Source organism: Brevundimonas vesicularis (assembly GCF_027886425.1).
Taxonomy (GTDB): domain Bacteria; phylum Pseudomonadota; class Alphaproteobacteria; order Caulobacterales; family Caulobacteraceae; genus Brevundimonas; species Brevundimonas vesicularis_C.
Genome location: NZ_CP115671.1, coordinates 295,730 through 315,900 on the forward strand (window position 1 = coordinate 295,730; position 20,171 = coordinate 315,900).

Below are 20,171 nucleotides of genomic sequence, written 5' to 3' on the forward strand. Positions count from 1 at the left end.
GACAGCGCACCAACGAATTTATTTTCTCAGAACGGACGAAGCGTCACGCCGTCATCGCTTTCGATGGCGTGCAAGCCATTGAATGCCGTCATCGCCTCGACGAAAGCGTCAACGTCGCCCGCCTCGAACACGCCGTTCACCGGAAGTCGGCCGAGCCGCGGGTCGGAGAGGCGGACCTTGCGGCGCGAATATCGGTTTACACGTTCAAGCGCCGACGACAGGGGTTCGTCCTCGAAGTTCAACTGGCCCGCCTCCCAACTGAGACTTCGGACAGGATCGACCACGGTGACCTGCGGCGCGGAGGGTGGCAGATCCAGACGCGCCACATACTCCCGCCCCGGCTGCAAGGCTGTGTAGGTCGCCGTCGAGTCGCGCCCGGACTTGGTTTCACCGGACGTAGCTTCGGCTTGGGTCCTGTCCATCAGGGCCACATGGCCTTCGTACAGCAGCACTCTCGCCTCGCGTCGGATAAGCTCGACGCTGAAAGAGGTCCCCGTCGCGACGACGACTTTCGCCCCGGCCGTGACTGCAAAGGGGCGCAACGGGTCGCGCGCCACGTCGAATTTCGCGCGACCTCGCGCAAGGGTCAGGTCGCGCCGGCTTCCGCCAAGCCGGACCCTTACCTCAGTGTCGGCGTCCAGCGACAGGCGCGACCCATCGGCCAACATGGCCACCTGGCGCTCACCCACGCCGGTCCGGTAGACCTGCGTGGGCGTATAAAACATCGCCGAAAGAACGATCAGACCGCCGACCGCTGCGGCGACGGCGACCCATCGCAATGGCGGCACGTGATGCCTCCAGCGCTGACCCTGAGCCTGCTGAAAGGCCTTCAGGCCACGCTGGCGCAGGCGCAAGACCTCCGGCAGATCGGCCGCCTGATCGGCGACCCGCCAGACGCGCAACGCATCGTCGAGCGCAGCCGCATTGTCCCCATCAGCTATCCACGCTTCGAAGTCTTGGTGCGCCATGCCGTCGAGTTCGCCCTCGGCCAGAGTGAGGCACCATTCCACTGCCTGGAGATCTCGCTCGCTCCTGCTCATCATGCGCCCTCTCGCATGCGCGCCATGATGGAGACCATGGCGCCGGCAATCTGCTTTTTCACCGCGCTTTTAGATATGCCGAAGGCTTCGCCAATCACATCTTGGCTCATCTGGTCGATACGGTAGAGAGTAAACATGACCCGGGTCCGCTCCGGTAAAGCCTCGAGGGCGGCGGCGAAACGCGCGAGCTCCGCCCGCCCCAAGGTCGACCGCTCGGGATCCAGAGGATCGACCGCCAGGGCGTGCGTCGGATCCAGAGCCTCGCGGTACTGACGTCGGACATTCGCCCGGCGGGCCCGATCAACGAGAAGATTCTGGGCGATCTGGAAGACATAGTGGTCTGCAGCGCCATCGACATCCGCTTTCAACATTCGCACGAAGACTTCCTGTGTAAGGTCCTCGGCCTCGGCATGGTCGCGTACGCGGCGCATAAAGAAGGCCATCAGCGCGGGTCGCCATCGGCCGTTCAGCCGCCTTTCCTCATCTCGCTGATGTGCCGCCAATGCCGCCGCCTTTTTCTGCCGATCCCAAGTATGACGCGCGAGTCCAGCCGAGGGACAACAAGCTCGATATTTTGTCCCTCGGCTTCCGCTCGGGCTGACTGGATTGAACCTAGCGCTCAGGGGGCCTGTCAGGTTAAGTTCAACAAGTTGAAAGCCCCCTCCCCGGACATGGCTCAGACGACCGCAGCCGCCCAAGCGGCATCCGCCTCGGCGCGGAAGCGGCGAAGGGTCGTTCGGCTGATGAGGTGACGCTGGACGTTGAAGGTGTTGTAGATCGCAGCGTGGGTAGTGAGGAATTCTAGGCGGAAGCTTGGGATTTGAACCCCTGCTGTTGTCGCTCTCGTCGTCGGATCGGCAGATGAGAGTCCTCAACCCGATTGTTCTCCCGCAGCCGGCCTGGTCGATGAAGGTGTTTCAACCCCAACTCCCGAAGCGCCGAGCCGTATGACGCCAAGCCGTCTGTGGTGATCCGTTCAGGCTCAACCGGCTGATTTCGCAAGAGCCGGTAAAGAAGCTTCAACGCCGCCCCGTTGTCCCGCCGTCGATGCACGACAAGGTCAAGAACCTCGCCCTCATCGTCGACCGCGCGCCACAGATACATGCGCCGACCGCCGATCCAGCATACCATCTCGTCCAGATGCCACCGCGGCGACGGAAGAGGCCGACGCTTGCTCAGCCGCCGGGCGATCAGAGGGCCGAACCGGTGCGGCAGAACGTCGAGAAGCAAACGACTCTCGACCGTCGGGACTACTTCCTCTGTCAGCCGCCAAGATCGAGCCGTAGTTCTCAATCTTGCCCGGTAGGTTGATGACGCGAACGCCACGTCGCTCGAACCTCGAAATATCCGACGGAGGAGCATCGATCATCACGGCGTAGCATCAAGAGTGTGCCGAGGTTTGAAATCAGCGATGTCGGCCGCGAGGCAGGATCCGAGACCGTCCCACAGCGGCATCTTCTTGCCCGTTGGGACTTCACCGTTCAGCGACATCCCGGCTCCGATGACTGGAAGCGAGCGCCTACCGACAAGGTCATCCAGCAGCGGCTTCGGAAAATATTGGAGATACTTCGTCGCCATCGCGTCAGGCCTCTATTCAATCAGAACGGGCATGGTCATATGCCCCTGATCTTTGGTCTAAGTCGACAACCCTGCACAGGTGCCTCTGTGTTGAGCGGCTAATCCGAGGCTACGAATACGACTGTGTTTCGAGGCCAAAGACCCGTCTTTCCGCGATCATCATCGTCGCCAGTGTCGACGTCGCCATGCTTCATTTTTTGGACGAGGGTCCAGATATGATTTGGGGTCCCGTCTTCTGGTGAGGGACGAGCGCGAGGCCGCTTACGCGCTTCGCGCCCTGCCCAGATCATGTCGTTTGCGTCGTTGATCGCTTCGGCGACGTCATCGGGCCCGGGAACATCCCTCGAATGGCAGAATACCATCGGGAGCCCGAACATTTGATCTCGCAACTGGCTGTAACGGGTTGGAGCGATGGGAATCGATGCCCCGCTCCTGTGGGCCTGGAGATGTGCAGCAATCCAAAAACCATCCGCGAGAGTGATTCCTGGTGACTGGTAAAATAGCGGCCACGGATGTGACGTGCTTACGGGATTGTAGAACAAGTAGAGCGGATAGGTCGCGCGCCCCGCCTTTTGCTCTGACCGGGCATGGCGGATGAGTTGGCGTGATTGTTTTCCGTGCGCACCGTTTGGATGGCGAAGCTCAGGGTATGCCCAAAGTTCGCTATTTTTAGTCATGTAATGAAGGATCTTTGCTTGAACGCTCAGGCGCAGATGGCGCGAGCCGTCGCTAGCGATGAACCACCAATCCATATCAGCGCCGGTCATTGCTTCATGAGAAGTCTTCACGAAGATTCTAGGGTCGCGGAGCCGGCGCACCTCTAATATGAAGCGGTCCGTCCAAGTGGTCTCGCGAAATTGGTGACCTTCACGTCGCGCTCCCTCAATCTCGTGTGCGACTTGCATCGGAAACCAGTCAGCTAACTCACATAGGGCGGAAGGATTGAAGGGGTTCATTATGTCACTTTCAGTCTGAAGGGGAGCGCAACGCGTCGATCACCAAGGGTCTTCGTACGGCCGCCTAGCTTCCAGCTCCTCGGCGTAAGCGATGCAGCCCTCTTCAAACGACATGCTATTGCCGCCGCAGTGGCCCGGATCGGTGACGCCGTTCTCCTCGGCCCAAGCCCAGCCCGCATCGTGCCCCGAACAGTCGTTCGTGCAGCCGTACGGTGCGCCGGCATCCTGATAACCCGAACTGACGTACGCCTCTGGTGTCACCGGATCCTCGACCTCATAGGTGGATGGCGGCGTGGGCGTATAAGTTGAATAATCCGCGTCCGTGGCTTCGGCCGAACTGTAACTTGAATAGTCTGCCTCGACCTCAGCCGGCGTCTTGTCGCGCGTGCATTGCCACACAACGGCACCAACGACAGCGATCGCAATCCACGTTCCGCAACCGTTGTTGTTGCTCACAGCCATTTCGCCACGCCACCATGCCCGGAGCATGTTCCCCGGCGGCTTTGGGAATAGCTATACGTTCTATCGCGACAACGAGCCGTTTCGCCTGACGGAATGCTAGAGCCGCTCAATAACCCTCGCGCGGTGCCGCTATGCGGGCGGCGCGGTGATGGAACGCAACTGCCTGCGGTGTTCCGATAGTAGCCGAAACCACATGACTGTGCCTCTGCCGGAACAGCATAGACAGATGCCGAAAGCGCCAAACACGCCAAAAAAACTTGAAGCTGCACGAGCCCTCCCCAGGACGTCGCCAACATAGCCAGCAACCATTACGGGAGTCCAGCTCAAGCGCTAATGATCTTTGGAGTCACTTAACCGTCTGTCACCCGAACGAGATGTCAGCCGGAGCTAGCTGCGCTTCGCCCGCTTAAGTTGTCACGCCCAATCAATCCCCCGCACCGGCATCGCTGCTCCAATCTTGACGGCTTTAAAGCTTATTGAATGGCCTCTTCGCTTCGCTCATCGGCGCTCTTTCGGAGCCTTTGTGGAGGGATTTAAAGTCTCTCTTAGAGGGGTTCCCAGAGTGTCATTGAGCTTTAGACAATACTCTATAATCAAGGCCGAACGGGTGTCTGGCCAAGCGTGTAGAGCAAAGTCCTGGGGCGAGCGCTGCCTCTAATGGGTTATGGATTATCCCCGCTTTCGCAGGGACAGTCGCTCGTGATCCAGAATGATCAGTGGGTGTTGAGCAGGTCGACCTGATCGAAATCAGAGAGCGTGCGAACGTCCTTGCTTATGTAGCTGCGGACGCCTTCGAACTCGTGGATCACCTGGACATTCTGCGCCTCACGACGGCGGAATTGTGGGTCGCCGTTCAGCCAAGTCTGGATGATCAGATCGGGCACTGCGACGGTGCAGGGGTTGGCCTTCAGGGTGAGTGCGCCGTCCGGTACGCCGACGAGCAAATGTGTATGCCAGCCCTGATCGACCGTTTGCTCTTGATGGGAGAGGACCCGCAAATGAACTTTCTTGCCGTCACGTCCTCGCTTGAAGGCGGTGCCGAACAATCTGCTGTTCACCCGGTTAAGGGTCTCGTGAAGCTCACGGGCAAACGTTTCAGGCGTCAGGCGACGCTTAGTGGTGAGAGTTATGAAGTACCTATCTAGACATGACGATATGGCCCGCTCGAGATGAGGAAGGCGGGGCTGGTTGGGACGGAAATATGGGTTGATGTTTGACATGAAAAATGGGGCCACAGCAGTGCGCTGGGGCTTGATGATTTTTGAATGTGAGGGGTGGATCGGGCGCAGCAAATGGCTGGCTCAAGTGAGCTTTATAGGTTTGAGGTGTGGGGGTGGTTGGAGGCGCAATGCGAAGCTCCAACTCAATTATTATAGCCGAGATCGCCCCAGAATCATAGGCGATTCAGCGGTCCTGAAGGACCTTTTTGCCGGCGATGTGGGCATCCTCTGGCGAAACGGCCAGAAGCGTTACGTCGTCTAGAATGGCGCCGACAGAATCCATCAGCACCACCGTTGGGCTGTTTCGGATCGCCACATACAGATTGCCCGCAAACTCGATATGATCGATCAGTTCACGCAGACTGTTCGCCGCTTTGGATCGAGCGTCCCGCCTCTCGTCGGACTCGGGTCCACTTAGAAGGTGACACACAGCGGCCACCCGTTCGATATGGCGTTCTGGACTGACCGCACCTCTCGCCTGTTCGAGACGACGTTTCAAATCGGCAGTGGACGTCTCGGCCGCAGCAATTTCCGCCCGGGCTGTAATCCAGCGCTGTCGGGCTTCGACATCGCCAGTCTCTTCGTACAAATCAAGCAGTCGGCCAGCCCGTGCTTTCGCCCGTTCCAGTTCTCGCAACGCTCGGTATTCGGCATCGACCAAGCCGCCCAGTTCGTCGGAGGTTTCGAAAAAGCGATCCGACAGTGCCGTCGTCAAGAAGGCTTCAAGTATCCCACGCTCTAACGCTTCATAACGATAGTGCTGATCGTGATCGCATGGGCCACCTCGGCTTCGCAAAGCACAGCTTAGATAGCTCGCTTGCCGCTGAGGCTGGACAACACCCCTACGCACTCTGGTCCCCTCGGGCGACTTCAATTGATAGGCCATAGGACCCCCGCAATGACCGCATCGGCAAAGGCCGCTGAGGAGATTGCGGACCTGTCCACGTTGCCCATCATTTCCGCGACCGGAAGGTCGTTTAGCTCGGACAGATGCCCAAAGATGTTCACTGATTACCGCAGGATAGTACCCGGAGATCGGGTCCCCCACAGCAAGCCTTCCCGACGCTCCACGCCGTTTAGTGTGGGGCTGGAATTCGCCGATCACCGCAGGATTCATCAGAACCTTGTGGACGTAGCTGGAGTGCCAAGCAGACGCCTTGCTCTTACCACGGCCCCAAGGCTCTACCCCTCGTCGGTTCAGGTCTGATGTGATGATCCGTTTGCCTTCACCCTCTGACGATCGCTGAAAGATCTCGTGCACGATGGCTGCCCGATCAGGGATGATCTCAAATGCCGTCCTGTCCGAATTTAACCGCAACCAAGCAGGACAGACGCCGGTCATTGGGCGGCTGTCGGCCTGGCCGAGGCGATCCCGTTTGATCTTCCAGCTAGCGGCTAGTCGCTCGCTCTTGTGGCGGCTCTCTTCGTGCGCCCGGAACGAGTTGAACACCAAGCCCATGAACCCCATCAGATTGGTGCTGATAGTGTCGGCGTTGATGATGTAGCCGTCATTGGCCGTCGCAATCGTAACGCCGAGCGTCGTCACCTTCTGAATCCAGGCGATCACCTGCGCTGGGGGTAGTCGGCTGATTCGGTCAAGTTGTTCGACCACGATGGTGATGTCGCGGGGGAGCTTACCCGCTTCAACCCGGCTCACGATCTTGCCGAGATCCCGTCTGAACGTTCGTGCCGGCGTAGGCGCTGGACCCTTCGTCAGTGACCCGTTCAAGGATCTCTAGCTTATGCTGAGAGCAGTAGCGTTCGACCACTTGAAGCTGGCGCTCCAGTGTTGAACCCTTGCCCTGTTCCAGCGAACTCCAGCGAGCGTATGCGACAGCCAACATGTCTGATCGCCTAGCCGATAAACTTGGGCTGTTAAACAAATAACCTGCTCTTCATCGGTCCGCCGGGGTCGGGCAAGTCGATGATGGCGCAGCGCCTGCCGGGCCTCTTGCCGCCCCTGACCTCGCAAGAGTTGCTGGAGACCTCGATGGTCTGGTCGGTCGCCGGCCTGATCGAACGCGGCGCACTGACCCGCGATCGCCCGTTCCGCAGTCCGCACCATTCCGCCTCGATGGCGGCCCTGACGGGCGGGGGCCTGCGCGCCAAGCCCGGCGAGGCATCGCTGGCGCACAATGGCGTGCTGTTCCTGGACGAACTGCCGGAATACAGCGCCCAGGCCCTGGACTCGCTGCGGGCGCCGCTGGAGACGGGCGAGATCGTCGTCGCCCGCGCCAACGCCCACATCCGCTATCCGGCGCGGTTCCAGCTCGTTGCGGCGATGAATCCGTGTCGCTGCGGCATGGGCGGAGCCGGGCGCGGCGCGTGCGGCAAGGCGCCGCGCTGTCAGCGCGACTATCAGAACCGCGTCTCGGGTCCGATGTTCGACCGGATCGACCTGACGGTGGAGACGCCGCCGGTCACCGCCGCCGACATGGCCCTGCCCGCGCCCGCCGAGGGCACGGCCGAGGCCCGGGCGCGCGTCGCGACCGCCCGCGCCATGCAGCAGGACCGGGTGCGCGAGGCCGGGCTGGACGCCGCCCAAGGCCTGAACGCCCGCGCCTCTGGCGCCACGTTGGATCGGTTCGCCATCCCAGACGAGGCGGGCCGGATGCTGCTGATGCGGGCGGGCGAGGCCGGCGGACTGACAGCGCGGGGCTGGACCCGCACCCTGCGCCTGGCGCGCACTATCGCCGACCTGGATGGCAGCACCGGCGTTCTTCGTCGCCACATCGCCGAGGCCCTGATCTACCGCCGCACCACCATCGGCGCCGAGGCGGATTTCGACCGCCGCGTGGCGCAGCGCCATGAAGGCTTCGGCCTGCGCGAAGGCGATGACGAGCAGACGCCCTTCCTGCACGCGTGAGGCCGCCCGAGTCATGGTGGAGACATCCTTAACCGTCCGCCTCTAGTCTCCGTGCCTGACGGGGAGGCGGCCATGACGCGACGGACGGCGACGAAGCGGATCGAGGAGCGGACGAGCGCACCCGTTGACCCCGCCCAGCAGTTCCTGCGGCTGATGAGCCACGAGATGCGCACGCCGCTGAACGGCGTCATCGGCATGATCAACCTGTTGCAGCGGACCCGGCTGGACGGCGCCCAACGCGCCTATGCCGAGAACGCGCGTCAGTCGGCCGAACATCTGCTGGGTCTGGTCAACGATCTGCTGGACTATGCGCGGTTGGAGGCCGGGGCGCTGGAGTTCGACCTGGCGCCTGTCGACCTGGAAGGTCTGGTGCGCGGCGTCGCCGAGTTGCTGAGCCCGCGCGCCCACGACAAGGGGTTGGAGATCGTCTGGTCGGTCGCCGCCGACGCGCCCGACGTGCTGGCGGACGAAGGCCGGCTGCGTCAGGTGCTTTTCAACCTGGCGGGCAACGCCGTGAAGTTCACCGAAACCGGCGGCGTGCGCATTTCGGTCGAGCGCGTCGGCGGCAGCGCGGCGCGCCCGCGTCTGGCCTTCCTGGTCGACGACACCGGCCCCGGCGTCGCGCCCGAGGCGCGCACTCGTATCTTCGAGGAATTCGGCCACGCCGACAGTTCCGACGCGGTCCGTCAGGATGGCGCCGGCCTGGGTCTGGCGGTCGTGCGCAGACTGGCCGCCGCCATGGAGGGCTCGGTGCGGGTCGAGGACCGGCCCGACGGCGCCACATCCGGCAGGGGCGCCCGCTTCCGCTTCGAGGCTGCCTTCGCCGCCGTCGCCGTGGCGCGGGACAAGCCGCTGCGAAATCATAAGGTCTCGGTGCGCTCGCCCGACCCCTTCGTCCAGTCCGCCGCCAGCGCCCAGATCGAGGCCTCTGGCGGCACGATCGCCGACCAGGCGCCGGTGACCCTGATCGATCACGCCGGCGCCTCAACGGGAAGCCTGGCCGCCCTGCCCGCCACCGGCCGTGGAATCGTCCTTCTGAAACCGTCGGAGCGCGATCTGATCGCGCGGTATCGGTCCGCCGGCTTCCACGGCTATCTGATCAAGCCCCTGCGTCGCGCCTCCCTGGCCGAACGGGTCCTAGCGGCCATCGGCGCCGAGACGGGCGACAGAAGCGCCGCTCCCGTCGCGGCCCATGTCGAGGACGACCGCGTCGCACCCGTGCAGTTCGCGGGCATTCGCGTGCTGTTGGCCGAAGACAATCCGGTCGGCGCGCTTCTGGCCCGCACCCTGCTGCGTCGCGAAGGCTGCACCGTCGAGACCGCCGCCACCGGCGACGAGGCCGTCGCGGCCCTCAAGCGTGCGCGCTACGACGTGGTCTTCATGGACATGCGGATGCCCGGCATGGACGGCCCCGCCGCCGCCCGCGCCATCCGCGCGGCGGGCGACACGACGCCGATCCTCGCCTTGACCGCCAATGCCTTCGCCGAGGACCGACGCGCCTGCCTGGAAGCCGGCATGGACGATCATATCGTCAAGCCGCTGGACGCCGAAGCCCTGCGCGCCGCGCTCGCCCGCTGGACGAAGCGCGACATCCGCGCCAAGGTCGGCTGAGTTACAGGCGCCCGCGTTTCCGGCCGCCGCGCCGGAGCCGTGCATGACCGACCAAGCCCATCCCCCCGCCAACGGCAAGCCCGCCGGCCGTTTCGGCGGCCTCGCCGTCTATGGCGAGCGGCGCGTCTTCATCATGCTGTTGCTGGGTTTCTCGGCGGGCCTGCCGAACCTGCTGATCTTCGACACCTTGTCCGCCTGGCTTCGCGAAAGCGGCCAGACGCTGGAAGTGATCGGCTTCTTCGCCCTGGCCACCCTGTCCTATTCGCTGAAGTTCGTCTGGGCGCCGCTGATCGACCGGACGTCCGTGCCCGGACTGACGCGACTGTTGGGTCATCGCCGCGCCTGGATGCTGGTGACGCAGGCCGTGATCGTGTTCGGCCTGTGGTCGATCTCGACGCTGAACCCCGCCAACGCCCTGATCGCGGTGGCTGGATTCGCCGCCCTGGTCGGCTTCTTCGGCGCGACGCAGGACATCGTCATCGACGCCTGGCGCATCGAGGCCGCCGACGACAGCCGGCACGGCGCAATGGCCGCTGCTTATCAGATGGGCTACCGGGTCGCCATGATCGTCGCGGGCGCCGTGCCGCTGGTCCTGGCTGATCTTTATAACTGGAACCTGTCCTACGCCGTGATGGCCGCTCTGATGGGCTTCGGCATCGCCGGCGTTCTGTTCGCCCCGCGGGAAAAGGCTCATTCCATCCGCGCCATCCCGGTCGGTGACGTGCCGTCTCGCCCTGGCTTCGAGGTGATCGAATGGGTCGTGCGCCTGGCAATTATCGGTGTGGCGGCGGTGGTGCTGGGGTCGGGCCTGACCGGCCAGTCGGGCCCGCTGAATGCGCTGTTTGGATTGTTCGGCCTGGGCGCGGACGGCAAGGCGGCTGTGGCGGCGGCCCTCTCGGCCAAGCCCGAGGGCGTCTATCTGCAGGTCGGTCTGGTCTTCCTTGGCCTGGCGGTAATGGTGCTGGCGTGTTGGCCCGTGCCCGGGGTCAAGACCCGGCCCGGAGCCTATCTGGCAGGGTCGTTCGGCGAACCCGTAGTGGACTTTTACAAGCGGTTCGCGGGGGTCGCCACGCTGATCCTGGCGCTGATCTGCGTCTATCGCCTGGCGGATTTCGTGCTGAACATCATGAACCCCTTCTATCTGGATCTTGGGTTCTCCAAGACCGAACTGGCCGAGGTGCGAAAGGTGTTTGGCGTGGTCATGACCACCCTGGGCGTCTTCGTCGGCGGCTGGTCGGTGGCCAAGCTGGGCCTGATCCGCACCATGGTGATCGGCGCCTTCATGAGCCCGGTGTCGAACCTGGTCTTCGCTTGGCTGGCGACCCAGGGCCCCAGCATCCCGGCCCTGACCGTCGCCATCGGGGTGGACAATGTCGCCACAGGCTACGCCGGCACAGCCCTGATCGCCTATATGTCCAGCCTGACGTCGATTGGTTTCACCGCGACGCAATACGCCCTTTTCAGTTCGCTCTATGCGCTCCCGGGCAAGCTTATCGCATCGCAGTCTGGCCGGATCGTCGAGGCGTCGGCGCGGGCTGCGGAGGGGACAGGACCGTTCGCCGGTCTGCGGCCGCTGTTCGCGCGATTGCCCGAAGGGTCCTTGGCGGCGGGAGCGGCGACCAGCGGCGTGACGCCGGCGGCGCTGGGCGCGGGGTACGTCGTCTTCTTCCTCTATTCGACGATCATCGGCATTTTCGCCATCGTTCTGGCCTTCATCGTGGCCAGCAAGCAGACCGCCTTGCAGGCGCGCCAGAAGGCCGCGTTGGAAGAGGAGGCTGCGATCGCGGCGACCGAAGGCCAGCCGTCCTGAGGCTTCAGCGCTTCAGGAAACCGCCGATCATGTCGCCCAGGCTCCCCGGCAGTTTGCCAAGCAGGTCGTCGGCGCCGTCGATCTGACCGCCAGGGGTCAGGCGGTCGATGGCTTCGGGCAGAAGACCGGCCAGGGTCTCGCCAGCCTGTTCGGGGGTCACGCCCATCTTGGCGGCGATGTCGGCGATGGGGCCGTGGCCGAGGACGGCCGTGATCTGCTCGGGCGAAATGTTGGCGTTTGGCCCCGTGCCGACCCAGGAGCCGATGACATCGCCTAGGCCCGCCTGACCGAACTTTTCCGCCAGGCCGCCGACGCCGCCCTGCCCCTTGAGCAGGTCGCTCAGACCGCCTGCGGCGTCGTCGCCGAGACCCTTCACCACATTGTCCAGAAAGCCCATCGCCGTCTCCCGAATGATGGCGCACCGTAACACCGTCATGCGACGGATACGAGAAAGGCCCGCCGGGATCCGGCGGGCCTTTCCAACATCGGCTTTCGAAAAGCCTTAGTTCTTGGCGTCGTTCGCGCCTTGCGTGACGGCCGAACCGGCGGCCGAGACGTCGCGGCCGGCGCCGGCGATGGTGTTGCAGGCCGACACGGCCAGAGCGGCGGCGACGATGGACAGGGTGATGATCTTGCGCATGGTGTGAACCCTTGTTGGTATGGTCAAGTTTCGTCGAAACGCCGACCCTGGGCTTGGGTTGCATCAAGCGACGCCGTATCGAAAATTTTGCTTTCGACGTGTCCGATCGCCGCAACGGCGGGGGCATTGATCCCTTGCGCCGCGCGCACGCGGCCCCGAAGGTGCGCCCCTGTTTCACGAGGGGTTGTTCATGCGTCGTCTTCTGATCTCGTCCGCCGCCATGATGGCGGTGCTGTCCGCCGCGCCCGCGCTGGCGCAAACCTCCGCCCCCGCACAGACAGCCGCGGCCGAAAGCGAGGACGCGCGGCTGAACGCCTTCTTTGAGCAGGCCTTCCAGGCGCGGATCGCGCTGAGCCCGCAGCAGATGACGTCGCTGGGCATCAAGACCGACTACGACAAGCTGGACGATGTGTCGGACGCCGCCGCCGACCGTGCCCTGGCGCTTCAGGAGGCGCAGCTGGCGCAGATGAAGGCCCAGTTCGATCCGCAGAAGCTGGGACCGCAGGCAGCGCTGTCGTGGCGGATGTTCGAATATGGAGTCCAGCAGGCGCGGCGGTCGAACCAGTGGCGAGACTGGGGCTTTCAGTTCGCCGCAAACGGCAATCCGACCACCAGCCTGCCGGTCTTTCTGATCAACAACCACCGGGTCTCCAGCGTGGCCGACGCCGAGGCCTATGTCGCGCGGATCAAGGCCGCCGAGACGCAGATGGATCAGGTGGCCGAGGAGTTGCGTCAGCGCGCGGTGGCGGGCGTCGTCTCGCCGCGCTTCGTCTTCGTCCCGTCCATCGCCAACACCCGCAACGTCATCACCGGCGCGCCGTTCGACGATGGGGCGGACAATCCGGTTTGGGCCGATTTCAACAAGAAGGTCGCAGCCCTGGAGGCCAATCAGGCGACGAAGGATCGGCTGCTGTCGGAAGCCCGCGCCGCCCTGACCGGCCCCTACAAGGCCGGGTTCGAGACCGTGCTGACGGCGCTGGCCGAGGTGCAGCCCAAGGCTGACAGCGATGCGGGCGTGTGGCGCCTGCCGCAGGGTGAGGCCTATTACAACGCCCGGCTCCAGCTCTCGACCACCACCGACCTGACCGCCGACCAGATCCATCAGATCGGTCTGGCCGAGGTCGCCCGAATCCAGGCCGAGATGGAGACCATCAAGACCCAGGTCGGCTTCACCGGCTCGCTGCAGGCGTTCTTCACCTTCCTGAAGACGGATTCTCGGTTCCAGTATCCGAACACGCCCGAGGGCAAAGAACAGTATCTGACCGACGCGCGCGGCTTCATCGAACAGGTGATGGCGGCGGCGCCGCAGTGGTTCTCGACCCTGCCCAAGGCGGCGCTGGAGGTGCGGGCGGTGGAGCCGTTCCGCGAGGCGACGGCCTCGATCGCCTTCTATAACTCGCCCGCGCCGGACGGGTCGCGACCGGGCATCTACTACGTCAATCTGTCGGACATGACCCAGGTGCTGAAGCCCCAGATCGAGGGCATCAGCTATCACGAGGGCGCGCCGGGCCACCACTTCCAGATCGCCTATGCGCAGGAGATCGAGGGCCTGCCACGCTTCCGCCGCTTCGGCGGTTACGGCGCCTATGCGGAAGGGTGGGGGCTGTACGCCGAACAGTTGGGCAAGGAGATGGGCTTCTATCAGGACCCCTATTCCGATTTCGGCCGGCTCTCGACCGAGCTGTGGCGCGCTGTGCGTCTGGTGACCGACACCGGCCTGCACGCCAAGCGCTGGAGCCGCGAACAGGCAATGGACTATTTCCGCCAGAACTCCCTGCTGTCCGAGCGCGACATCGAAAAGGAAGTCGAGCGCTACATCACCAACCCCGGCCAGGCGACCAGCTACAAGATCGGCGAGCTGAAGATCGAGGAACTGCGCGACCGGGCCAGGACGGCGTTGGGCGACCGTTTCGACATCAAGGACTTCCACGCGGTCGTATTGGGCTCTGGCTCGGTGCCGTTGGACGTGCTGGAGGATCAGGTGGACGGCTGGATCGCGGCGGGCGGCGGGGCGCCGACAACCTGACCCGGCTCGCCTTTCCGGCCACGGAGCGGTAAAGGGCGCGCGCCATGCCCTTTACCGCGACCGTTCTGACCATGTTTCCCGAAGCCTTTCCGGGCCCGCTCGGCGTGTCGCTGATCGGCACGGCCTGGCGCGAGAAGCGCCTGTGGAGCCTGGAAACGGTTGACATTCGCGCCTTTTCCACAGATACGCGCGGCTTCCTGGACGACACCCCTGCGGGTGGCGGCCCGGGAGCTGTGCTGAAGGCGGACGTGGTGGCCCGGGCGGTGGATAGCCTACCGGGACCGAAGCGGCCGCTTTTGTACATGAGCGCCAGGGGTCGACCCCTGACCCAGGCGCGCGTCAAGGAATGGGCGAAAGCCGACGGGATCGTCGTGCTGTGCGGCCGTTTCGAGGGGGTGGATCAGCGGGTGCTGGACGCACGCGGGTTCGAGGAGGTCTCGGTCGGAGACGCGGTTCTCGCCGGCGGCGAGGCGGCGGCGATGGTCGCGATCGAGGCGTGCGTAAGACTGATCCCCGGCGTGCTCGGCTCAGGCGACAGCCTGTCGTCCGAAAGCTTCGAGGATGGGCTTTTGGAACACCCGCAGTACACGCGACCGCGGACGTTCGAGGGGCTTGAGATACCCGAGGTGCTGCTGTCGGGCGATCACAAGAAGATCGCGGGATGGCGCGAGGCGCAGCGGGAGACGACTACGCGGGAGCGGCGGCCGGACCTCTGGCAGGCGCATCTCGCCAACTCACAGCTAAAGGGCGCAAAGCCCGAGGAGAAATGACATGAACATCGTTCAACAGCTGGACGCCGAAGAAAAAGCCCGCGTCCTGGGCGAACGCAAAATCCCGGAATTCCAGCCCGGCGACACCCTGCGCGTCAACGTGAAGATCAAGGAAGGCGAGCGCGAACGCGTTCAGGCCTTCGAAGGCGTCTGCATCGCCCGCGACGGCGGCGGCATCAGCGAAACCTTCACGGTCCGCAAGATCTCGTTCGGCGAAGGCGTCGAGCGCCGCTTCCCCATCCTGTCGCCGAACATCGAGTCGATCGAAGTGAAGCGCCGCGGCGTCGTGCGGCGCGCCAAGCTCTATTACCTGCGCGACCGTCGCGGCAAGTCGGCCCGTATCGCCGAGCGCCAGACGGTTCGTCCCGCCAAGGGCGTCGTCGTTCCGGAAACCGGTTCGGCCGCCAAGACCGAAGAAGCCTAGTTTCAGGTTAGATGATCAAATGACGAAGGCCCCGGCGGTGACGCCGGGGCGTTTTTCTATTCCGTCAGTCCGGGATTACTGCGGGAACAAGGGGTTGTCCGCGTCGCGCTGGCCTTCAAGGCTGTGTTTCAGAGCCTCCATCTGCTCATGCTCGGTCTTCACCGCTGCATAGGCCCGCCGGATCGTCTCGCGCGTGGTGGCGGAAATGCCCGTGTCTTCCAGCGCCTTTTCATATTTGTTGGCGATGAACCCCTCGCCCGAGTTGATCGAGCCGACGACGGAATCGTCGTTACGCAGCAGGGCGTGTTTCACATCCAGAAACGCGCGGTGCGCCTTGGCCAGAATCGATCCATCGGACTCCGGATCGCCACCCAGACCGCGCACGGCGGCCGACAGGTCGTCGACGACCTGTTGGCGTTCGCTGCTGCGGCGCTCGAACAGGGTGCGGTAGTGCGGGTCTTGCGTCTGTTCGGCGGCTTCGCGATAGCCGTCCGCGCTGTCCAGCGTCGTTTCGATCAGGCCGTTCAGAACCTTGATGTCGTGGGCGTTGGGGTTGCTCATCTCGTCCATTCCTTCCGCTGTTGCGGTCAAACGGCGAAATGACCCGGCGCGGCGAAGGTTGCCGCCTGCGACATCAAAGTTTGGTGCGGAGCGACCACAGCTCGGGGAAGCAGCGCTTGGTCAGCGTCGAGGCCAGATAGGCCGCGCCTTCCGTTCCGCCCGTGCCGCGACGCCGACCGATGATGCGTTCGACCGTGACGACATGCTTGTGCCGCCAGGTCAGCAGGGCGTCGTCCAGATCGACCAGCTTCTCGGCCAACTGATACAGGACCCACCACCGTTCCGTGTCGCGATAGACCTCCAGCCAGGCCGCCTCGACGGCTTCGGAGGGCGCATAGGGTTGGGTCACGTCGCGGTTCAGCACCTCGGCGGGCACCGGCAGACCGGCCTTGGCCAGTTGAGCCAGGGCGTCATCGTAAAGGCTTGGCGCGGCGATGGCGGCCTGAAGCGCGGCCAGGGCCTCGGGGCGGTCTTCGTGGAACTTCAGGAAGCTGGCGTCCTTCAGGCCCAGCATGGCTTCGAAACGTCGGAACTGGTCGCTCTGGAAGCCGGACGATGACCCCAACGACCCTCGGAACCGCAGATAGTCCGACGGCGTCATCGTCGACAGAATGTCCCAGCTGTGGGTCATCACCGCCTGGATACGGCTGACGCGCGCAAGGCTCTTGTAGGCCGGGACCAGGTCACCCGCGCGCACCATCGACTGGGCCAGGGCCGTCTCATGCAGGATCTGCTTGAGCCACAGTTCCTTGGTCTGATGGATGACGACGAACAGCATCTCGTCGTGCTGGTCCGACAGCGGGTGCTGGGTCGAAAGCAGGTCGTCCAACGCCAGATAGCCGGCGTAGGTGATGTCGCTGGATTGGGTCATGCCCGCCTATCGCCCGCGATGGCGAGCGGTGCAAGCTTGGCGCCGGCCCTTAATGCTGGCCTTGGGCCGAGACGTTGGCGGCGATCTGACGGCCGGCGTCGAAGGCGTCGCGGGCGCCTTTGTAGATGAAGCCGTAGGTCGGATAGACCGTCGTGCCCAGATCGTTGATCGGATTGTACCAGACCTTGACCTGCGACCAGTCGTTGGAGGGCGAGACGTCGACGACGGTGACGTTCTCTTCGACCTTGCCGCGGCTGCCGCCCCAGTTGGCGTGGGTCACGCGCACGACGCGGTCAGTCAGGATGTCGGAGACGACGGCGACGTGGCCCCGGCTCATGCGACCCTCGGGGCGGAAGACCAGAACCGAGCCGGTTTCCGGGGCCTTGCCGGTGCGGAAGTTGGCGGCGGCTTGGCGCCACCAGGTCCAGGCGTCGCCGAAGATGTTGATGCCGGAGAACATGCGCGCAAAAGTCACGCACTGCCAGTAGGGCTCATCAGCCTTTGCGGTGGAGGGGACGGCGCCCAGCGCAAAAAAACCGAGGGTCGCCGCAACCGCGGCGGCTTTGAGCCGTTTTGACATGCTTGGGGTATCCCGACCCGCCTTTGGAAGCGCCCTTTAGGCCACGGGATCACGCCCTGTCGCAAGTTGTTTCGGCATATCGCCGTGCTTCATATTTCCTTCTGAAACCTTGTTGTGACGCTTGGCGCGCTTGTCGGCCATGTCCCTGAGAGCCTTGCGCGCCGGGCGTTCGACGAGATGATAGGAGACAGCCGCGACAACAGGCAGAAGAGCCAGGATCGCCAACCACACGAAAATTTGAAGCTGCTTGTCGGGCGCGTCGAACAGTTTGGCGGCCAGACCGACCGCCAGAAGCTTCCACGGCACACAGACCATATAGACCGAATAGCTGATCTCGCCGAGGTAGACGGCAGGCTTTGACGCCAGCCATCCGGCGCGCGCGTTGGGCAGCGAAGCCAGCGACAGGATCAGGGCGCCGGCCGGCAGAACCGTGACGCCGTCCCATAGTCCGAGCGCGGCGCTGAGCACCATCAGGCCGAACGAGACGGCAGCGCACAGCCACGGCGCCTTCAACGGCGCGCGGCGATAAACGAGATAGAGGGCGCAGCCCAGGGCGAAGCACGGCACGATCCTGAGCGCGCCCCAGCGGATCGTCGCCTCGGTCAAGGCGAAGCCGGCCAGTTGCTCGAACGCGAAATAGAGGATGACGAGGAAGGCCGCAGCCCCGACCACCGCCGCGATCGGCCGATGACGCAGGCGCCAGAATACGAAGGCGAACAGCGGGAAGCAGAGATAGGCGAACCACTCCGCAGAGATGGACCACGACGGATGGTTCCAGCCCGCAACCGGCGCCAGCCCCCAGGCGTGAACCATGAAAAGGTTGGCGGGCAGCGACGCCCAACTCAGCACATTGGCGTCCACGCTCATACCGGCGAACAGGGCGGCGGCCGCCAGCAGCCCCACGCCGATCAGGGTGGCGATATGCAGCGGATAGACGCGCGCGATCCGCGCCCACAGGAAGCCGCGATACGAGAACCGCTTCTCGCCCGCCGCCGCCAGATAGACGTGGCTGAGGATGAAGCCGGACAGGACGAAAAACAGCTCGACCCCCAGATAGCCCTTGGCGACCAGGCCCGACTGACCCGCGCCCGCAAGGTTTTCCCAGAAGCTGTAGACGGCGACCCACATGGCCGCGCCGAAGCGCAGGGCGGTGATGGGGCGAAGATCGGCGGGCGTCTGGACGGGGGTCATGGTCTCACCTTGGCACGTCAGCCTTTTCGAACCGTGAAGGCCCGCAAAGGTTGTGCCCGTGCGGCCTTATCCCGCCCACACGCCATGGAAGCCGGCCGGCAGGGCCACGTCCGCCTGCCAGGTCGCAACCGGGCCGTCCTCGATCCGCGCCACGTCGAAGACGTGCAGTTCGGTGCGCCCGTCCTTCAGATTGACCGAGGGTCCGACCAGCCAGGCGTCCCGTTCCGCCGTCGCGCTGGGCTTGGGCACGAATACCGCCTCCTCGACCACCTGATGCACGCCGAGTTCGAAGGCGTGCGAGCGACCGCTGTCCCAGTCGTGGACCGCCAGTCCCGTCGGTAAGGGCCGGCCGCGAGTCTCGCCGGAGGTATGGGCGGTCAGGCTGCGCTTCAGCCCCGCACGACGCGGGTCCGCTTTCGGGAATTCGCCCACGACATCGCTATAGGCCATGTCGGCGCGGCCATCTGGACGCAGGGTGATCAAAGCCAGTTTCGCCGGATCGCCCGGAACGACCCCATACCCATCCACCAGAACCCGCGCGCCATCGACCGCGAAGCGCGGATCGCCACTGGCGGCGACATCGAAGCGGATCGTGCCGTCGCGCTCGGCCCAGGCGTCACCTAGGTGGAAATGGAAGAAGCTCGGCAACTCATACAGGCGGCGCTTCGACAGGTCGTCCTTGTCCAACACCAGGACCTGCGTCCCCATCTCCGGCCGCCAGGCCAGGCCTGCGGTCACCGGCATGGTGTGGGTCGCGAACACCCAGGGCTGGAGCACCAGGATCACGTGCCGGTCGGTGGCGGTGAAGTCGTGCATATAGCTGGCGCACGGCAGGGACACGATCTGGGCGTCGTTCAGGCTGCGGTCGGGGTTCAGACGCCAGATCACTGCGCGGTTTCCGGCCAGGCCGACATTCCAAATCGACCCATCGGGCGCATAGCGCGGGTGGGCCTGGAACGGCATGCCTTTCAGGTCGTCGCGCAGGGTGACGAAGCCTTGCGTCGATAGGTCTGAGGCCGACAGAGCCAGAGGCGATCCCCCTTCCCACAGCGCCCAGACCTGATCGCCGGCGACCATGACGGCGGTATTGGCGGCGTTGGCGTCGTCGTTCGAGCCGATGCGGGCGCGCGCGTCGCCCTTAGTGCCGAAGCCCGGCGTGACCACGGCGCCCAGTTCCGTTTCGGTGCGACGCTTGGGCGTGTCGGCGAACCGCGCCTCCAGCGTCGCCTGGCCGTCCTGAATGCGGAAGGTGCGCATCATGCCGTCGCCGTCGAACCAGTGGGTCGCCGACCCGCCCGGCCGCCGGAACTTGGCCGGTCCGTTGCGATAAAGCGCGCCCTGCAGCCCGGTCGGCGCCCGGCCGTGGACCAAGCGCATCGTCCGGCGCGCGATGTCACCTTCGACGTCCTGGGTCGCCAGCGCCCAGTCGGCCTTCGTCGCGGCGACGGCGTCTAGGGCGGCGGCGGCGCGCACCATTTCGGGCGTGGCCACGGCGGCCGAGAGGGCGGCGGCGCCCATTAGGAAGGAACGGCGTGAGGGGATCATGATCGAACTCCGGCTTTCGT

The 20,171-nt window shown here is 64.5% G+C and carries 21 protein-coding genes and 2 pseudogenes; 6 read left to right on the forward strand and 17 right to left on the reverse strand.

What is annotated here, in order from left to right; all coding sequences use genetic code 11:
• Positions 1-26 precede the first annotated feature (26 nt).
• The 10 genes and pseudogenes from PFY01_RS01395 to PFY01_RS15600 all read right to left on the reverse strand — a co-directional run bounded on the left by PFY01_RS01395 (position 27) and on the right by PFY01_RS15600 (position 7,100).
• Positions 27-1,043 (reverse strand): FecR family protein, encoded by a 1,017-nt coding sequence (locus PFY01_RS01395; protein ID WP_271042128.1) that lies wholly within the window; start codon positions 1,041-1,043, stop codon positions 27-29.
• Positions 1,040-1,483 (reverse strand): RNA polymerase sigma factor, encoded by a 444-nt coding sequence (locus PFY01_RS01400; RefSeq protein WP_420197035.1) that lies wholly within the window; start codon positions 1,481-1,483, stop codon positions 1,040-1,042. The genes PFY01_RS01395 and PFY01_RS01400 overlap by 4 nt, the downstream gene beginning before the upstream one ends.
• 233 nt (positions 1,484-1,716) lie before the next feature.
• Positions 1,717-2,246, reverse strand: a pseudogene (locus PFY01_RS01405) (IS6 family transposase); the annotation flags it as partial.
• 162 nt (positions 2,247-2,408) lie between these two features.
• Positions 2,409-2,618, reverse strand: coding sequence for a hypothetical protein (locus tag PFY01_RS01410; RefSeq protein WP_271042130.1), 210 nt, complete (start codon positions 2,616-2,618; stop codon positions 2,409-2,411).
• A 98-nt stretch (positions 2,619-2,716) separates the two neighbouring features.
• Entirely contained in the window at positions 2,717-3,574 is an 858-nt protein-coding gene (locus PFY01_RS01415; RefSeq protein ID WP_271042131.1) for a DUF6615 family protein, read from the reverse strand.
• Between the two features lie 39 nt (positions 3,575-3,613).
• Positions 3,614-4,036, reverse strand: a complete 423-nt coding sequence (locus PFY01_RS01420; RefSeq protein WP_271042132.1) for a hypothetical protein — start codon at positions 4,034-4,036, stop codon at positions 3,614-3,616.
• Entirely contained in the window at positions 4,027-4,332 is a 306-nt protein-coding gene (locus PFY01_RS15595; RefSeq protein WP_420197036.1) for a DUF3761 domain-containing protein, read from the reverse strand. Before PFY01_RS15595 ends, PFY01_RS01420 begins: the two co-directional genes overlap by 10 nt.
• A 417-nt stretch (positions 4,333-4,749) precedes the next feature.
• A complete protein-coding gene (locus tag PFY01_RS01425; RefSeq protein ID WP_271042133.1) occupies positions 4,750-5,082 on the reverse strand; it encodes a hypothetical protein in 333 nt (110 codons plus the stop codon).
• Positions 5,083-5,440: 358 nt separating this feature from the next.
• Positions 5,441-6,913: a recombinase family protein gene (locus tag PFY01_RS01430; protein ID WP_420197037.1), complete on the reverse strand. Its 1,473-nt coding sequence runs from the start codon at positions 6,911-6,913 to the stop codon at positions 5,441-5,443.
• Positions 6,900-7,100, reverse strand: a complete 201-nt coding sequence (locus tag PFY01_RS15600; RefSeq protein WP_420197038.1) for a recombinase family protein — start codon at positions 7,098-7,100, stop codon at positions 6,900-6,902. Before PFY01_RS15600 ends, PFY01_RS01430 begins: the two co-directional genes overlap by 14 nt.
• A gap of 38 nt (positions 7,101-7,138) precedes the next feature.
• Between PFY01_RS15600 and PFY01_RS01435 the strand changes: the two are divergent.
• The 3 genes and pseudogenes from PFY01_RS01435 to PFY01_RS01445 form a co-directional block, all read left to right on the forward strand.
• Positions 7,139-8,122, forward strand: a pseudogene (locus tag PFY01_RS01435) (YifB family Mg chelatase-like AAA ATPase); the annotation flags it as partial.
• A gap of 72 nt (positions 8,123-8,194) precedes the next feature.
• Positions 8,195-9,733, forward strand: a complete 1,539-nt coding sequence (locus tag PFY01_RS01440) for a response regulator (protein ID WP_271042135.1) — start codon at positions 8,195-8,197, stop codon at positions 9,731-9,733.
• Between the two features lie 43 nt (positions 9,734-9,776).
• On the forward strand, positions 9,777-11,543 hold the full coding sequence (locus PFY01_RS01445) for an AmpG family muropeptide MFS transporter (RefSeq protein ID WP_271042136.1): 1,767 nt from the start codon (positions 9,777-9,779) through the stop codon (positions 11,541-11,543).
• 4 nt (positions 11,544-11,547) lie between these two features.
• Here the strand turns inward: PFY01_RS01445 and PFY01_RS01450 are convergent, their stop codons facing one another.
• Together PFY01_RS01450 and PFY01_RS01455 are read right to left on the reverse strand one after the other, a co-directional pair.
• Complete coding sequence (locus PFY01_RS01450; protein ID WP_271042137.1) at positions 11,548-11,940, reverse strand: YidB family protein; 393 nt, start codon at positions 11,938-11,940, stop codon at positions 11,548-11,550.
• 105 nt (positions 11,941-12,045) lie between these two features.
• Positions 12,046-12,183, reverse strand: a complete 138-nt coding sequence (locus PFY01_RS01455; RefSeq protein WP_039247129.1) for an entericidin A/B family lipoprotein — start codon at positions 12,181-12,183, stop codon at positions 12,046-12,048.
• A 190-nt stretch (positions 12,184-12,373) separates the two neighbouring features.
• On the opposite strand from PFY01_RS01455, the gene PFY01_RS01460 reads away from it, so the two are divergent.
• Genes PFY01_RS01460 through rplS form a run of 3 tightly spaced genes read left to right on the forward strand, consistent with a single transcriptional unit; the run spans position 12,374 to position 15,403 of the window.
• Entirely contained in the window at positions 12,374-14,209 is a 1,836-nt protein-coding gene (locus tag PFY01_RS01460; protein WP_271042138.1) for a DUF885 domain-containing protein, read from the forward strand.
• A 44-nt stretch (positions 14,210-14,253) separates the two neighbouring features.
• Positions 14,254-14,979, forward strand: a complete 726-nt coding sequence (gene trmD, locus PFY01_RS01465; protein ID WP_271042139.1) for a tRNA (guanosine(37)-N1)-methyltransferase TrmD — start codon at positions 14,254-14,256, stop codon at positions 14,977-14,979.
• A gap of 1 nt (position 14,980) precedes the next feature.
• A complete protein-coding gene (gene rplS, locus PFY01_RS01470) occupies positions 14,981-15,403 on the forward strand; it encodes a 50S ribosomal protein L19 (RefSeq protein ID WP_017505017.1) in 423 nt (140 codons plus the stop codon).
• Between the two features lie 75 nt (positions 15,404-15,478).
• Here rplS and PFY01_RS01475 read toward each other — a convergent pair whose 3' ends face one another.
• From PFY01_RS01475 to PFY01_RS01495, 5 genes are all read right to left on the reverse strand, one after another.
• A complete protein-coding gene (locus PFY01_RS01475) occupies positions 15,479-15,964 on the reverse strand; it encodes a PA2169 family four-helix-bundle protein (RefSeq protein WP_271042140.1) in 486 nt (161 codons plus the stop codon).
• Positions 15,965-16,037: 73 nt separating this feature from the next.
• Positions 16,038-16,835: a tryptophan 2,3-dioxygenase gene (locus tag PFY01_RS01480; protein WP_055809435.1), complete on the reverse strand. Its 798-nt coding sequence runs from the start codon at positions 16,833-16,835 to the stop codon at positions 16,038-16,040.
• A gap of 49 nt (positions 16,836-16,884) precedes the next feature.
• On the reverse strand, positions 16,885-17,415 hold the full coding sequence (locus tag PFY01_RS01485; RefSeq protein WP_055809437.1) for a CHAP domain-containing protein: 531 nt from the start codon (positions 17,413-17,415) through the stop codon (positions 16,885-16,887).
• A gap of 36 nt (positions 17,416-17,451) precedes the next feature.
• Positions 17,452-18,606 (reverse strand): acyltransferase family protein, encoded by a 1,155-nt coding sequence (locus PFY01_RS01490; RefSeq protein WP_271042141.1) that lies wholly within the window; start codon positions 18,604-18,606, stop codon positions 17,452-17,454.
• A 66-nt stretch (positions 18,607-18,672) separates the two neighbouring features.
• The gene (locus tag PFY01_RS01495; protein ID WP_271042142.1) at positions 18,673-20,151 is read right to left on the reverse strand and encodes a carotenoid oxygenase family protein; all 1,479 of its coding nucleotides are present in this window, start codon (positions 20,149-20,151) and stop codon (positions 18,673-18,675) included.
• Positions 20,152-20,171: the final 20 nt, after the last annotated feature.

Excerpts from the sequence above, each read along its gene's own strand:
- PFY01_RS01395 (WP_271042128.1), bottom strand. The coding sequence starts at position 1,043 with ATGATGAGCAGGAGCGAGCGAGATCTCCAGGCAGTGGAATGGTGCCTC.
- PFY01_RS01400 (WP_420197035.1), bottom strand. The coding sequence starts at position 1,483 with ATGGCCTTCTTTATGCGCCGCGTACGCGACCATGCCGAGGCCGAGGAC.
- PFY01_RS01410 (WP_271042130.1), bottom strand. The coding sequence starts at position 2,618 with ATGGCGACGAAGTATCTCCAATATTTTCCGAAGCCGCTGCTGGATGAC.
- PFY01_RS01415 (WP_271042131.1), bottom strand. The coding sequence starts at position 3,574 with ATGAACCCCTTCAATCCTTCCGCCCTATGTGAGTTAGCTGACTGGTTT.
- PFY01_RS01420 (WP_271042132.1), bottom strand. The coding sequence starts at position 4,036 with ATGGCTGTGAGCAACAACAACGGTTGCGGAACGTGGATTGCGATCGCT.
- PFY01_RS15595 (WP_420197036.1), bottom strand. The coding sequence starts at position 4,332 with ATGTTGGCGACGTCCTGGGGAGGGCTCGTGCAGCTTCAAGTTTTTTTG.
- PFY01_RS15600 (WP_420197038.1), bottom strand. The coding sequence starts at position 7,100 with ATGTTGGCTGTCGCATACGCTCGCTGGAGTTCGCTGGAACAGGGCAAG.
- PFY01_RS01440 (WP_271042135.1), top strand. The coding sequence starts at position 8,195 with ATGACGCGACGGACGGCGACGAAGCGGATCGAGGAGCGGACGAGCGCA.
- PFY01_RS01445 (WP_271042136.1), top strand. The coding sequence starts at position 9,777 with ATGACCGACCAAGCCCATCCCCCCGCCAACGGCAAGCCCGCCGGCCGT.
- PFY01_RS01450 (WP_271042137.1), bottom strand. The coding sequence starts at position 11,940 with ATGGGCTTTCTGGACAATGTGGTGAAGGGTCTCGGCGACGACGCCGCA.
- PFY01_RS01455 (WP_039247129.1), bottom strand. The coding sequence starts at position 12,183 with ATGCGCAAGATCATCACCCTGTCCATCGTCGCCGCCGCTCTGGCCGTG.
- PFY01_RS01460 (WP_271042138.1), top strand. The coding sequence starts at position 12,374 with ATGCGTCGTCTTCTGATCTCGTCCGCCGCCATGATGGCGGTGCTGTCC.
- trmD (WP_271042139.1), top strand. The coding sequence starts at position 14,254 with ATGCCCTTTACCGCGACCGTTCTGACCATGTTTCCCGAAGCCTTTCCG.
- rplS (WP_017505017.1), top strand. The coding sequence starts at position 14,981 with ATGAACATCGTTCAACAGCTGGACGCCGAAGAAAAAGCCCGCGTCCTG.
- PFY01_RS01475 (WP_271042140.1), bottom strand. The coding sequence starts at position 15,964 with ATGAGCAACCCCAACGCCCACGACATCAAGGTTCTGAACGGCCTGATC.
- PFY01_RS01480 (WP_055809435.1), bottom strand. The coding sequence starts at position 16,835 with ATGACCCAATCCAGCGACATCACCTACGCCGGCTATCTGGCGTTGGAC.
- PFY01_RS01485 (WP_055809437.1), bottom strand. The coding sequence starts at position 17,415 with ATGTCAAAACGGCTCAAAGCCGCCGCGGTTGCGGCGACCCTCGGTTTT.
- PFY01_RS01490 (WP_271042141.1), bottom strand. The coding sequence starts at position 18,606 with ATGACCCCCGTCCAGACGCCCGCCGATCTTCGCCCCATCACCGCCCTG.
- PFY01_RS01495 (WP_271042142.1), bottom strand. The coding sequence starts at position 20,151 with ATGATCCCCTCACGCCGTTCCTTCCTAATGGGCGCCGCCGCCCTCTCG.